Source organism: Anabaena sp. 90, assembly GCF_000312705.1.
GTDB classification, from domain to species: Bacteria; Cyanobacteriota; Cyanobacteriia; order Cyanobacteriales; family Nostocaceae; genus Dolichospermum; species Dolichospermum lemmermannii.
In genome coordinates this window covers 3,001,503-3,015,875 of the sequence record NC_019427.1, presented here as the reverse complement: position 1 = coordinate 3,015,875, position 14,373 = coordinate 3,001,503, and the positions used below count along the sequence as shown (strand labels likewise).

Below are 14,373 nucleotides of genomic sequence, written 5' to 3'. Positions count from 1 at the left end.
GATTGGTGATTGGTGATTGGTAAATATTACCTATTACCTGTTATAACTTTTCTTGAGAGTGGCTTCAATTGAACCTAAATTTTGGAATAACTGAATTAATTCATGAGATTTTGTTTTTTTCTCGGATAAAATGACTTTTAATGGAGTTAAAAATTCAAGATCAGGATCATCTTTCAGGGCAATTTCAGCAACTTGTAAAAGTTTGTAAGAGTTAACGAAAATGTCTTCATTTTCAAAGCCTGATTTTGCCGAAATTTGGTGTAAATTAGCATCAGGTATCATAGCTCTACCTGGTAAAGTTTCATCTAATACTAAACCTTTTAATAAAGCTAATAAACCTGCATAAATAGCGAAATTATCACAACTATCACAAGCTTTAAATTCTATCCGTCCTACTTCTGAGGGAATGCGGGCAATTTTTGTTAATGAAGGCACACTTTTAATCAGTTCTTCTGCTGTTTCTAAAAAAACTAATGTTGCGGATCTTTTTCCTGTTCTAATAAATGTCCTCACTGATAAACCTTCCCATAAACCACCATTATAAAAAGGAGAACTATAACTAAAAGGAATGATGTAAGGGCTGTAATAAGTTAACTTTTTACCAATGTCAATTAACCTTTCAGTAGATAAATTTGCCATAGAAATATTTAAATCTGGTCCATAGGAAACCATATAAATATGAGCAGTTTGTTCATCTGGATAAGCTTGTAATTGCCTAATTTCAAAATCATTTAATGGGGGTTGTGGTTTAAATACGCAAGTATAGGGATTAAAACTGGCTAAAACAGGTGAAAACCCAAAGTTAGCAGCAACATCACGTAATAAAATAAAACTTGCGGTTAATTCATCAATTGCTCCTTGAATAGTAGAGTGGATAGTTGTTCTAATTTCAATACCTTTAGCTACACAGTCAATTACTTCTTCAGAGTCGCTAAATCTTTCAAATCCTTCAATATACCACCGCTTTTTCTTAATCCCAGCATCACCAACTCTTAATTGTGGGTAGTCAGTGGGATAGATAGGTAATTTGTCAACAATTTGCTGAAAATCTGCAAATTTTGTATTCTGGAAATCTGCGAATTTTCCTTGATGATTGAGAAAAGCAACTTCATGTTCAATACCAAAGGAGAACATACTTTATACCTAATTAATGATAAATATAATCAATTATATCCATATTTTATGCCGTTGTGAATCAATACTGCTTAGTTCAGGCTAAAAAGTCCTGATCTCGGAGGTTGAGTTGAAGCAAGGAAACCCAACAAAATTCCTGATCATGTTGGACTACATTTACTTTATTTTTACCAATTAAATGTACAGAAATTTAGTTATCTTCAAGGTAACTTAATATTGACTAATAAAAATTACAGGACTGAGTTTTTATGACAACTACTGCTCAAACTCCTTACAGTAGCGAACAAATTATTGCTTGGTTACGTGGATTACTGACTATTGCTTGGGCTGATGGTAACTTTGATACTCAAGAACAGGAATTAATTACTAATCTGACCAAAGATGAATTAGCCCCTGCTGTTGATTGGAATACTCTAGAGATAATTGAACCAGATGAATTAGCGGCTATATTGGGTAAAGGTACGCCTGTAGCGGAAAATTTCTTGCGGACAGCGGTAATGGTAGCGATCGCTGATGGTATATACTCACCTAGTGAAGATGACCTACTTCAGCAATTGTGTCAAAAATTAGAACTGCAAGAAAGTTTACTCACGGCTTTACGTCAGACCCTAGAAGATACCTCACAAACAAACAATTTCCCCTCTACTGGACTTCAAGCCCCACACCCAGACGCTTTACGTCCCTTGCGTCAGTGGTTAGACGGTTTAGATATTCAAGACCCCAGATTGGCGAAATTTTTGTGTAAGATGATTCCTTCCCAGTGTCCCTTTGAAAGAGATGTAACTCTATTCGGGCGGAAAATAGTTCATATTCCGCCATTGTGTAAAATTAACCCCCTTTATGAACAAATGGTAGGTTTACGCTTTCGCGCCCTTTCCTACCTAGCAGACGACTGTGGCGAGGATGTTACACCTTATATTTAAATTAGTTGTTAGTAGTCAATTGTTAGCGTAATTGACAACTGACAACTAACAACTAACAACTGACAACTGACTAAATTATGCAATTTATAGACCAATCAGTAATTGAAGTAGAAGCAGGTGACGGAGGCGATGGTATTGTTGCTTTCCGCAGAGAGAAATATGTACCAGCAGGTGGTCCTTCCGGTGGTAATGGCGGAAGAGGCGGTTCAATCATTTTTGTAGGTGATAGCAACCTCCAAACCTTGTTAGATTTTCGATATAAGCATTTGTTTAAGGCGCAAAATGGAGAACGTGGTGGACCGAATAATTGTACCGGTGCAGGTGGAAAAGATTTAATTGTTGAAGTTCCCTGTGGTACTTCTGTTTATGATGCGGCAACGAGTGCTTTACTATGCGATATAGTTGAACCTGGTCAAAGTTTTCAGGTTGCTAAAGGTGGTAAAGGTGGGCTAGGAAACCAACATTTTTTGAGTAATAGCAACCGCGTCCCCGAATATGCCCTTCCCGGATTGGAAGGGGAAAAAAAGGTATTACGTTTAGAGTTGAAATTGTTAGCAGAAGTAGGAATTATTGGTTTACCAAATGCGGGTAAATCTACTTTAATTTCTTCTTTATCAGCCGCACGTCCGAAAATCGCTGATTATCCTTTTACTACCTTAATTCCTAATTTGGGTGTGGTAAAAAAACCCACGGGTGATGGTACTGTTTTTGCTGATATTCCCGGTTTAATTGCAGGTGCTTCTCATGGTGCGGGTTTAGGTCATGATTTCTTGCGTCACATTGAACGGACAAGGGTTTTATTACACTTAATTGATGCGACAAGTGAAGATGTCATCGCTGATTTTCATACTATTCAAGAAGAACTGAAAGCTTATGGACGCGGTTTAGCTAAACGTCCGCAGATTTTAGCTTTAAATAAAATAGATGCTGTTGATAGAGAAACTGTTGATTTGGAAGCTTTAGCTATGCAATTAAATCATCTGGCTTTAGCGCCAGTTTTTATAATTTCTGCGGTAACTCGCACTGGTTTAGATGCAATGATGCAGGAAATTTGGCGGATTTTAGATGAGATTAATGTGTTGGAAGCGGAAGAGGTTGTGGTTTAGTTGATGGGTTGATTTTGTTTTTTTAAGTACAGTTTCGCTATCGTTGTCCCTTACGAACCATCCCCAGTCCATACAGGTACAATTCAGTAACTGCATAGACGCGAGGAGGAGGATCTTTGGGACGAGAGCGTTCTGTCAAAATACCAGCGTCAACCATATCCTGAATACGAAGTGATAATTCACCACCCTGCAAATTCCATATCTCAGATAACCTATCTTCATTAATGGGAGAGCGTTCTCCTTGAAGTCTTTCTAGAAAATCTTTCAATTCAGGATATTCATTACGTACCTCATCTACACGCTGCTGAGAAACACTAGGAAAAGCATTAATTAAAGCTTTTGGACGTAATGTTATATCTAAAGAATATTCTGTAGAAAATCCTTTTTCAATTTTCACAGCTTCTTCTAAAAGTAATATTAAACTGCGTGGAAAACAGTTTTTTTGGCCATCTGTAATACGAGTGATCACCCAATTATAAGTATAGGCTTTATTACCACTGCCCATACGCTCACCCCACAACGGATAAAGACTTTGGCGTAACTGTTCCAGCCCAATTATATCTAATCTTTCAACAGTAACTCCTAACTTTTCTCCCAAAGATTTGCTCAGAGATGAAGAATTTGTAAGAGCTTGACGCAGTACAAGTCGCCAGAGATCAACTTCCTCCCAACGTAATTCTAGTGAACGTCCGCTATAATGTCCTGTATTAGTAAAGTTAAATTGCTTCCAAATATCTTCACGTAAAAATATTTTCGGGACAATTTGTTTGAGATTTGTACCACTTTCTAACCACCATGCAAGTAAGGATTCTAGGGATCTTCTACGTCGAGTATAATCTTCTGGGCTAGAACCGAAACCTGCATCTAATTCATCATATAATAACCATACTACTTGATTTTTCTCTTGTAATACTCTGTCAATTAAACGCAGTTCATCGGCAGCTTGTGGTTTCTTGGTTGGTGAGTTGGATCTTTCTACCATCCATGTAACAATATCAGAGTGAGCAGGGGTTTCTTGATTACTTAATGCAACTAATTTTTCATCTAAACCAGTTAGTGAACGTAATTCCGATAAATGATGACACAGTTGTAAAAGAGCATAATTGAGCCAGAAAAATTGCCAGTCATTTATACCAACTTGATCTTCGTAGCTTTGAAGGTCAAACCTATCTAAAATTGTGCTTGATACTCTAGGTTGACCATGACCAGGAACAAAGTGAACATGATCTAAATTAACATCCGATTGAGCTAGTTCTTTTGCTGCTGTTGGTTGTTCTACAAACAGTCTAAACAATAGGCTTTTTCCTGTTCCTTTAGCACCACGAATCAACCAGATTCTATTACTTAAAAATTTAGGAAAATCTTCTGTACGTTGAAATATTTCGGAAATATTTTCTGGTTCTAGTTCTTGTGCTGTAGCTGCCAATTTTAATTCATTCAGGATCTTTTTCCGATCATCAATAGTTTTACTAACAATACTGGGTTTGATATCCGGTAAACTGGCATCAATAGTATCAGCAATTGGTATATATTCATCTAATAAACTTTTGGGTACATCATTAACTAAACTAGATAAAGTCGTAATAATAGGATTATAGAAAATTGTATGATGTAGTTCATCAATTTTTGGACCTAGAGATATAGCAAAATCACCTTCATAGCAATTTTGATCAATCCACTTTTCAACTTTTATTACTAATTCTTTATATTGAGGTAATGTTGGAATAGGAGTTAATAGAAATCTAACATCAGGTTTACCCTGATATTGTTTTTGTTTCAGAATTGCCTTGATCACCCAACGTAATCCTTGAAAACTTTGATCAGTTGGTGAAAAACAAATTATTGCTGTATCGGCTAAATCAAAAAGTGTAATTGCAGCTACATCATTAAATCCAGGACGCGCATCAATTAAAATTACATCTGGTTCTAGTTGCTTTTTAATATCTTCTATCAGTTGCTTAACTGGATTTTTTGCAGTCCGATAAAAAGAACGCATATCTAAATCAGCTAACCGATGAATATAATTTTCGTCATATTCTCCCACGGGAACTAAAAATAGTTCTCCGCGAGTTTGTAAATTTATCTGTTGGATACAATCAGCAATATTAGGAATATTTTCTTCAGGGGTTAAAGACCTTTGATGTAGATAATCTAAAACTCCAAAATTTTCTCCAGTAGTATTTTCTATATCCTGCTGAAACATAACTGAAATTCCAGGAGCTTCTAAATCAAAATCTACCATTACCACGCGACGATTGCGGGTTGCTAGTATACCTGCTACCACTCCTAAAGCTGTAGAGCGACCTACACCTCCCTTGAAAGAATAAAAGGTAACAACTAAAGGTTTTTTAGTAGGAATATCTTCATCTACCTCCACTGCTTGATCAGGTTTGGGAGCCATTAAAATATCTGACCAAAGTGGTACTTTAACATACTCAGGAGGTTGTTTTATTGCTTCTGCTGGTGTTAGTAATTCATAGCCGGATATTGGATATTGACCAAGATTGAAATTAGGTTCAAGATTTCCTAGTAATTCATCTATTTTTTGTTCTCTTTCAATTAAGAATTTACCCTCAAATTTTTGAGTAACTATCCTAATTTTTATCCAACCTAATGAAATTCTTTTGACACTCACTTCTACTTGTTCGTCTTCACGGCTCAGATTTTCATGTAAGTGTTGATAAATAATATCAGGTGTTAAGTTTATATTCTCTATCATGATGCCTCGTTTTGCCTTGCTAGAAAAAAGGTGTGTAAAATTTTTACTGCTGCTATAAATTTTTCACTATCTTCTTCATCACCTAATTTATCAGAATATCTTAATTCATCATTATCCCACATTGATGATACTAATTTCCATGCAGCTTTATAAATACCACTTCTATCTAATTGTATACTTTTTTCAATATATTTTAACTCATTGAGTAAGTTTGTTAAATTATGCAACCTAGCGCCTTGTATTTTCTGGAAAACGGTTGTTTCTTTAAAGTGGTTTTTCCCTTGTTCATAACATATTAGAGATTTTAACGCACATTCAACTGCATAACCACCTAGATAAATAGCACCCGTCCAACGTTTTTGTTCATGCAATTTTAAAGCATCTTCGAGACGACGACGAGAAGCACCTAGTTGGCACTGTCTATGATAAGTATCCATTAAAATACCTTACAATGTAAAATAGTCAAATAATCTCAGTATTTTAACAAAAAATCTAGCATTACTTATGTATTTGAAATATAAGCTTCAGAATATTTTACTCAAAAGTAGAGAATCTCAATAGTATTTGCTGATAAAATTGACTATATCATTATACTAAATACTGGTGATGATTGCTGAAGTGTTATCAACATCTACCAAAAGTTATGATAAAGATGAAAAGTTTGCAGCTTATCGAACTATTCCTGATTTTCAAGAATATATTTTAATTGACCAATATACAATGCACGTTGAACAATATTCCAAAACTGATCATAACAAATGGATTTTTTCGGAATATTCAGATAGTCATGATTCTTTAAATTTAGCTGCTATTTCTTGTCAAATTTTGCTGGAAGATATCTATGATAAGGTAGATTTTGAAGTAAAAGAATGAATTTCTTACAGACTTTGAACAGGCAAGATGCCTGTCCCACAAAAGTTTTATTTACACTTTAATAAACCAACGTTTCTGATACATCAAAACAGCAACACCATACCAAAATAACAGGGTAACAAATGCAAACAAAAATGAGCCGTTGAAATTTCCTGCCCAAGATGCAAAGATATTTTGGTAAATCCAATTATAGATACTAACGGCAGTTTCACCTGTACCGATTTGGGTTTTGGCAGTGATTTTAATCAGGAATACAGAAGCCACAAAAAGAGCGATCGCATTTAATCCCATGATCTCAAAAGGCTTACTCCAGCGTTTAATTAACCTCACTTCTATCAATTCATAACAAGCTGCTAATAACATTAACGCCCAACCAGTGGTAAATAAAACATAGGAACTCGTCCAAATTTTCTTATTAATGGGAAATGACACATCCCAAATAATTGCAATTACCAAACAACACAAACCAAACAATACTAAATCCATGCTAGTTTGTGAAGTAGCTTGTTTTTTATCTTTAATCCATTGTCCAGTAAAATAACCGGCTAAAACGCTAACTATTGCCGGAATAGTGCTGAAAAGTCCTTCTGGATCTCCCAGGAAATTAAACCCATCACCTTTATATAAATGTGCCTTGGGAATAATTAATCTGTCAATAAATGCGCCAAAATTACCTTCTCTCGTTAGCACTCCTGCACCATAATCAGGAACAGGAATATACATCATTGTCAACCAATAAGCAATTAGTAATCCTCCTGCTACTAACCATTGACTTTTGCGAGGTAATTTTAAAACTATTAAAGATGCAAAAAGATAAGTTAAAGCAATTCGTTGCAATACTCCCATCAAGCGGATACTACTTAAATCAAAAGTCCAAACACCTTGATTCCAAAAACCATTTAATACTAAACCCAATATAAACAGAATCGCAGTGCGGCGCAGGATGCGTAAGTAAACTGCTTTGGTGGGCTTGTTCTGGGCGGTATATTTTGCTAAAGAAAAGGTCATTGCTACACCGACAATGAATAAAAAGCAGGGAAATATTAAGTCAGTAGGTGTACAACCGTGCCATTGGGCATGACTGAGGGGACGATAAACATCATCTGCGACTCCTGCCATATTAGCAAGAATCATCGCTGCAATGGTGATACCACGAAACACATCAAGTGAACTCAGACGCATAGGCGGAATAATCTATTTGAGAGTCTAACGGGTACTTTTTTCTTCTAGAAACTTCCCAATGTCACCATCAAATAAGTCAATGATGGTACTAACAACCACTTTAATTTTGAGGGGATTATTTCCATAGAGATAGCATAGTTCATATTTTTGTTCATCAGTTCCCAATAATTGTTTTGATTGGATTAGGGAAAAAGCTATTTCTGATGAACCCAATAATCCCAAAGAACGTACTGATAATGTCCACTTCTCCATAAAACCAACTTCAGCAGGTTTGGATTGACTTGTGAAAATGAGACAGCTTTGATGGTGTGTTTCCGCAATTATTTGGGTTAGTTGAGTATATTTTATATAATTAACATCTGAAGCCGGGTCAAGATTATCCAAGATAATCAGACAACGACGAGTACGCAAATAATGGATAACTCGATTAATGTCGGATTTGCTTTCTTTGTGATTAGAGACAAAAGATAGCAAGTCAGTGATCATACTCTCAAAAGATGGAACAGTAGGCACTGAACGCCAAAAAACGCAATCAAACTCACCCCCAATCTGTTTTGCTAGTTGAGTAGCTAAAGCTGTTTTACCAATTCCACTGATACCGAACAATCCTACCAACCGACAGCTATCTTGGATAATCCATGATTCTAACTGGATCAGTTCTTCCCTACGTCCGTAAAATGGTGAAATATCAATTGCTGTTCCCCAGTCTTGGAATTTATTGAAATTGTTTTTTTTTTGCGTATTTGTCCGGATTGCGGGGGGGGGGTAGATATTACTTCATCGCTGCTAGTGGTAATTTCTTGCCAATCTAGATTTAATTTGCGACATAGTTCTTCAACGGTTCTATAGTTAACAGGTTTACCAGTTAAGAAATTACTAACTGTAGCTAAGGATAATCCGGTATCATCAGCTAAGGCTCTTTGGTTAGCATATCCATTGCGTGTAACAGCCACCCTAACCTTGTCAATACAGTCATAACGAAGGCATAGTGATCTTGGCATTGATTTCTGTTAAGTGGTTATTCCCATGATGAAAGCGTACAGATGATGGTTCATTTTTACGCTTAAACCCGCCTATTTTAGGTAATTTATGACTTTAATTTTTAATTTCTTTTAGTCTAAATTCCCGTTACTGTATTTAATTTTAGGATATTTTGGCTGGTGTTGAGCGATCGCCTCTTTTATTTTTCCGAAGTTTTCTGTTGTCAAGGGGGGAAACCGGAATCTAATCCCCTCCCTTTTGCAATTATCGTGTACACACAAGTCAAATTACCCCCCTTAATCCTTACGAAGGGGGGAAACAAGAAAATCCAGTTCCCTCCCCTTTGCAAGGGGAGGGTTAGGGTGGGGTGAAAAAGATTGTAGAGACCGCCCGCTACTCATCCCCAGCATAAAATTACATTGAGGCTGGGGACTTTCGCGTATTGTTAAAAAACTTAATATATGTGCAATCAAAGTCAGTACAAAGTCAGTAATAGTCAGTACGGAACTTAGTCATTTATAGTATATACTCAAAAAAGCAACTATTAACAATACACGGGGTCATACTTATGATGGAGTCCACTGGGTTAAATGCCCTCTTCAATGAGACTGGAAAAATTTACCTCTCTGTTGATGGTCGTGGAACTTTCGATTCAACAGGATCTGTTCGGGTTGACAAAAAGCCCGGTGCTACCGTTCGCAAAGCTTATTTAGTGGCTGACGGCACAAATATTACCAGTAGTGTTATTGGCACAACTGCTGGAATAAATGGTACAAGCATTAATTGGGATCGAACTGAATCTACAACGGTTTCCAGTTCTTTTAGCTTCTACAGCTACCTCAGTGATGTTACTTCATTAGTAAAACCTACCATTGATGCCGCAGCAGATGGTATCATTAGCATTGCTGTTGACGAAGGAAACGAATCTGCATCATACGAAGGACTCGCTCTTGCTGTGTTGTTTGATGATCCTAGTCAACCGGCAGATAGTAGCGTAATTTTGTACTTTGGTGGTTTACGCCCTACAGGTGCAACTTCCACGATCAATTTTTCTTCTCCTGTTGATACCAGTTTAACTCTCGCAGCAACTTTAGGGTTAGGAATTGGATTTAGTTACGCCGCCGGAGGACAAACCTCTCAAGTTAAAGTTAACGGTCAACCATTAACTCAAGTTGCAGGTAATTATGATGACGGTCAACTCGGTAACGGGGCTTTGTTTACTGTTGGTGGTATAGGAGATAGTCCTGATAACCCACCCCCCTATAGCACAGATCCAGCAACAGATGATGAACTTTACAATCTGTTACCCTTCATTAATAACGGAGATACTAGTCTTACACTGGAAACGGTTAATCCGTCCAATGATGATCATATCTTCTTTGCTCATCTCACTCTAAATGGCATCAGTGCAGTAAATATTCCCAGCACTATCACATTCAGTACCACCAATTACAGTGTTCAAGAAGACGGAACTCCCATTACCCAAGTAACTCTTACTCGTTCAGGGGGAATCATCGGCGAAGTAAGTGTCACCCTAACCCCCAGTGACGGAACTGCAACAGCAGGTAGTGACTACGACAACAATCCCATTACTGTCACCTTTGGCGATGGTGAAACGACTAAAACTGTAGCTATTGCCGTTATTGATGACACCATTTACGAAGGTGATAAAACCGTCAATTTAACCCTAAGCGATCCTACGGGAGGCGCAATATTAGGTAATCAAATAAACTCAACCCTCACTATTGTTGAGAATGAACCTGTTACCCAAAGCCTTTATACCTTTACCTATACCTATGGTAATGGAGATAGCTATTCTGGTTATGGCTATGCTGCACAGGGAACCTATACGGTTGGTCAAGTATTGGATGGTTACACCAATGAAACAGGCAACCCCGGCTATTACACCATTGATTCTGTTGACAATGCTGGCACTGGCAACAACAACTACGTCTATGTGACTAGCTACACCGATGGGGATACTGGTTATGGTACAACAAATAGTATTAACTCATGGGGCTACTCTGGTTTAGGCTCTGAATATGGCTATGCCTACAATGCCAACTATTCAGGAGACACTCTGTTCAACAGCTATTACGAAGCAGATTTGCCTGCCGTCCTGCAAGTGCGACTGAATCTGCTGGCAGATAACAATGGAATAGCTGGTGAAATAATCAGCAATGACCAAGTAGGACTAAATCGTTCCTTCTTTGTGGAAATACAAGTAGGAGACCTGCGTGGAAATGCGGCTGGGGTTAACGGTTTAGGACTTAACTTAGCTTGGGATGGGCTGATTCTGGAATCTATTGATACTCCCTTTGACCCCACCAACATTATCACCGCCAATTTCCCCCTATTACAGGATGGAACTCTAGACAATAGCAGTGGTTTGATTAACAACCTCAGTGGCGGTTCTCTCCCCGCTTTTGAACTGGGTCAAGCTATAGGAGTGAATCAGTTAGAACGCTTTGCTCTTCTGCGCTTCCAAACAGAAAATTCCACCGGGACTTACTATTTCACAACCACAGTAGATAGTGCTGCTTTAGCGGATGACAATCCCTACTACTCTCTGGATGTGGAAACATCCCAACCAATTTTCATAGGTTCAGTTTACAACCAATATAACTTTACCTATAACTACGGTAATCTCGATAGTTATACGGGTTATGTTTATGCTGTGGAGGGTACTTATACACCAGGTCAAACCATTGGCAACATTGATAACGAAACGGGGAATTATGGCTATTACACCATTGACTCCATTGCTTCCACTACTTTAGATAGTTACTATAACGGCTACGTCTATGTCACCAGCTACACAGATGGCGATACGGGTTATGGAACAACAACTAATATCAGCGGTTATGGCTACTCTGGTTTAGGCTCTGAATATGGCTATGCCTATGACGCAAGTGGCAATAGTTCCGACCCCTACTTTAGCCAATACTACGAAGCCGACATTCTGGGTAATCAGAAATATAACTTCACCTATAGCTATGATAATGGGGATAGTTACAGTGGCTATGGCTACGCAGCAGTAGGAACCTATACAGCAGGTCAAGTATTGGGTGGTTATGCCAATGAGACAGGAAATACTGGCTACTATATCATTGACGCAGTGACCAGTGGAACAACGGATAGTTCCTTTAACAATCTTGTCTATGTCACCAGCTACACCGATGGCGATACAGGTTTTGGTGCAGCAGGCTATCTTAGTAGCGGAACTGGCTACTATGGTTTAGGCTCAGAATACGGTTATGCCTATGACGCAAACGGCAATAGTTCCGACCCCTACTTCAGCCAATACTACGAAGCCGACATTCTGGGTAATCAGAAATATAACTTCACCTATAGCTATGGTAATGGGGATAGTTACAGTGGCTATGGCTACGCAGCAGTAGGAACCTATACAGCAGGTCAAACCATTGGCGGCATTGCTAACGAAACTAACGAAACCAATCTTTATCCTGGCGGTACAGGAGCGGTTGAAAACAATACTCTTGGTTATAATTGGGTCGGTGATTCAGTCTACCACCTGTCCTATACCTTTACTAATGTATCCGATGCCCTAACCCTGAATTTTATAGGCTCTGGCCTACAGGAAATCACTGATGAAAGTTGGGGATTGGATAATGTCAAAGTGACTGCTGGTGGTTTCAATTACTCCAATGACTTTGAAAGCGATTCCGTAACTGGTTGGTCAAGCTCGACCCGTTCCACAACTCCTGTTGGTTCCCGCAATTTCCTCGGTGAATTTGGTAACGATACGGTGAGTCTAGCGCTCAATGATGTCGCTCTAAACGGTAGCGTCACCGTAGAGTTTGACTTGTTTATTATAAACAGTTGGGATGGGAATGGTTCTTTTGCTGCTGGTCCAGACGAATTTACTGTCAATACTTCAGACGGTCAAACCTTATTAAATACGACCTTTGCTAAGTATCCTGGTCAGCTTCAATCCTATCCTGGTGCGGGGCAGAGTGGCCAGTACACCATTGACTCGGTTGAATTAGGCAATACTAACGCAGGCTATAACGGCTACGTCTATGTCACCAGCTACACAGATGGTGATACTGGCTATGGAACAACAACCAATCTCTATAACTATGGCGGTTACTATGGTTTAGGCTCTGAATACGGTTATGCCTATGACGCAAACGGCTATAGTTCCGACCCCTACTTCAGCCAATACTACGAAGCTGACATCCAGAACCAACTATTCAACTACACCTACACCTACGGTAATGGCGATAGTTATAGTGGTTATGGCTACGCAGCAGCAGGAACCTATACAGCAGGTCAAGTATTGGATGGTTATGCCAATGAGACAGGAAATACTGGCTACTATACCATTGACTCAGTGAGCGCTGGAACAACGGATAGTTCCTACAACAATCGTGTCTATGTGACTAGCTACACAGATGGTGATACTGGTTACGGTGAGACCACCAATCTCTATAGCTATGACGGCGGTTCTGGGCTAGGCTCAGAATACGGTTATGCTTACACAGCAGATGGGTATAGTTATGATTCCTACTTCAGCCCATACTCCGAAGCTGATCTTGTGATTCCAGGTTTGGCTATTACCGATAATTCAGGCAATGCCAATGATTCTAGTATCAAATTCACAACAGAACTATCCAAGTTCCGTAAGAACTTCCAAGACAGCGATTATGTCCGCCCCAATTATGCTGATACCACCAAATACTTTGACATCACCAATACGGGGTCAGGTGTTCTGGTAGTTTCGGATATTCAGATTAATGTCAGCGGGGTTACTGTGAATCTGGATTTGTCAGGGGATAAAGACCTGTTCCTGAATGCGGGTTCGAGCCAACGGGTTAACTTGACCTATGATCCTTTGGTGGCTGGGGAAAACTTTGATCTTACTAATGGTCTGGTATTGTTTACCAACATTCCTAATTGGTCTCAGTACGAGGTCGCCTTGTCCGGTAAATCCACCTTTAACTCAGACATCAACTATGATGGCAAAGTTAATACTGGTGATTTAGGTTCACTGAACCAAGCAAAAACGAACTTTGATAACGGAATTTTTGATGCCACTGCTGATATCACTGGTGATGGTTTTATTAATACCCTTGATGCAAGTGCTTTGATTGCTGACATCAAACTGAAATTGTCAGTTTAAGTTCTCGGTGTCTACTTAGGGACTTCCAATTAAAAAAATACTCAAAAATTTCTTGTGGTGCGGGCATCTTGCCCGCTAACCATCAAGGACGGGCAGGATGCCCATCCCACAAAATTGGGTAATTTATTTTTTGGTGTTCCCTTAGAGGGTGTTTGAAAAGTCCCTCATGGTGTATCAAATATTTTCAGATCCCCCTAAATCCCCCTTAAAAAGGGGGACTTTGACTCTAGTTCCCCCCTTGCTAAGGGGGGTTAGGGGGGATCTGTAAGTGCCTAAAATCACAACCTAAAACTTTTCAAACAACCTCTT

Annotated in this window: 9 protein-coding genes and 1 pseudogene; 4 read left to right on the top strand and 6 right to left on the bottom strand. The window is 38.7% G+C overall.

Features of this window, described 5'->3' with window-relative positions:
- Window positions 1-33: 33 nt before the first annotated feature.
- Complete coding sequence (locus ANA_RS13120; RefSeq protein ID WP_015080539.1) at window positions 34-1,134, bottom strand: hypothetical protein; 1,101 nt, start codon at window positions 1,132-1,134, stop codon at window positions 34-36.
- A gap of 248 nt (window positions 1,135-1,382) precedes the next feature.
- Between ANA_RS13120 and ANA_RS13115 the strand changes: the two genes are divergently transcribed.
- Both ANA_RS13115 and obgE read left to right on the top strand, forming a co-directional pair.
- Complete coding sequence (locus ANA_RS13115) at window positions 1,383-2,057, top strand: Mo-dependent nitrogenase C-terminal domain-containing protein (protein WP_015080538.1); 675 nt, start codon at window positions 1,383-1,385, stop codon at window positions 2,055-2,057.
- Between the two features lie 77 nt (window positions 2,058-2,134).
- Window positions 2,135-3,163 (top strand): GTPase ObgE, encoded by a 1,029-nt coding sequence (gene obgE, locus ANA_RS13110; RefSeq protein WP_015080537.1) that lies wholly within the window; start codon window positions 2,135-2,137, stop codon window positions 3,161-3,163.
- A gap of 37 nt (window positions 3,164-3,200) precedes the next feature.
- On the opposite strand, the gene ANA_RS13105 is transcribed toward obgE, so the two are convergent.
- Entirely contained in the window at window positions 3,201-5,882 is a 2,682-nt protein-coding gene (locus ANA_RS13105) for a tyrosine-protein kinase family protein (protein ID WP_015080536.1), read from the bottom strand.
- Window positions 5,879-6,319 (bottom strand): HEPN domain-containing protein, encoded by a 441-nt coding sequence (locus tag ANA_RS13100; RefSeq protein WP_015080535.1) that lies wholly within the window; start codon window positions 6,317-6,319, stop codon window positions 5,879-5,881. The genes ANA_RS13105 and ANA_RS13100 overlap by 4 nt, the downstream gene beginning before the upstream one ends.
- 166 nt (window positions 6,320-6,485) lie before the next feature.
- Here ANA_RS13100 and ANA_RS13095 point away from each other — a divergent pair.
- Window positions 6,486-6,755: pseudogene (locus ANA_RS13095) on the top strand (Uma2 family endonuclease); the annotation flags it as partial.
- Between the two features lie 51 nt (window positions 6,756-6,806).
- Here ANA_RS13095 and ANA_RS13090 read toward each other — a convergent pair.
- From ANA_RS13090 to ANA_RS23605, 3 genes are read right to left on the bottom strand one after another with little or no spacing between them, the layout of a single operon-like run.
- Entirely contained in the window at window positions 6,807-7,937 is a 1,131-nt protein-coding gene (locus ANA_RS13090) for an acyltransferase family protein (RefSeq protein ID WP_015080534.1), read from the bottom strand.
- Window positions 7,938-7,961: 24 nt separating this feature from the next.
- Window positions 7,962-8,573 carry an NB-ARC domain-containing protein gene (locus tag ANA_RS23610; protein ID WP_371260407.1) on the bottom strand — a complete coding sequence of 204 codons (612 nt, stop codon included), beginning with the start codon at window positions 8,571-8,573 and terminating at the stop codon, window positions 7,962-7,964.
- A gap of 17 nt (window positions 8,574-8,590) precedes the next feature.
- Window positions 8,591-8,938, bottom strand: a complete 348-nt coding sequence (locus tag ANA_RS23605; protein ID WP_083881461.1) for a helix-turn-helix domain-containing protein — start codon at window positions 8,936-8,938, stop codon at window positions 8,591-8,593.
- A gap of 548 nt (window positions 8,939-9,486) precedes the next feature.
- On the opposite strand from ANA_RS23605, the gene ANA_RS13080 reads away from it, so the two are divergent.
- Window positions 9,487-14,064, top strand: a complete 4,578-nt coding sequence (locus tag ANA_RS13080) for a Calx-beta domain-containing protein (RefSeq protein ID WP_015080533.1) — start codon at window positions 9,487-9,489, stop codon at window positions 14,062-14,064.
- Window positions 14,065-14,373: the final 309 nt, after the last annotated feature.

Bases quoted from the DNA above. Each gene is read 5' to 3' on its own strand.
- ANA_RS13115 (WP_015080538.1), top strand. From the start codon at position 1,383: ATGACAACTACTGCTCAAACTCCTTACAGTAGCGAACAAATTATTGCT.
- ANA_RS13120 (WP_015080539.1), bottom strand. From the start codon at position 1,134: ATGTTCTCCTTTGGTATTGAACATGAAGTTGCTTTTCTCAATCATCAA.
- ANA_RS13090 (WP_015080534.1), bottom strand. From the start codon at position 7,937: ATGCGTCTGAGTTCACTTGATGTGTTTCGTGGTATCACCATTGCAGCG.
- ANA_RS13105 (WP_015080536.1), bottom strand. From the start codon at position 5,882: ATGATAGAGAATATAAACTTAACACCTGATATTATTTATCAACACTTA.
- obgE (WP_015080537.1), top strand. From the start codon at position 2,135: ATGCAATTTATAGACCAATCAGTAATTGAAGTAGAAGCAGGTGACGGA.
- ANA_RS13080 (WP_015080533.1), top strand. From the start codon at position 9,487: ATGATGGAGTCCACTGGGTTAAATGCCCTCTTCAATGAGACTGGAAAA.
- ANA_RS23605 (WP_083881461.1), bottom strand. From the start codon at position 8,938: ATGCCAAGATCACTATGCCTTCGTTATGACTGTATTGACAAGGTTAGG.
- ANA_RS13100 (WP_015080535.1), bottom strand. From the start codon at position 6,319: ATGGATACTTATCATAGACAGTGCCAACTAGGTGCTTCTCGTCGTCGT.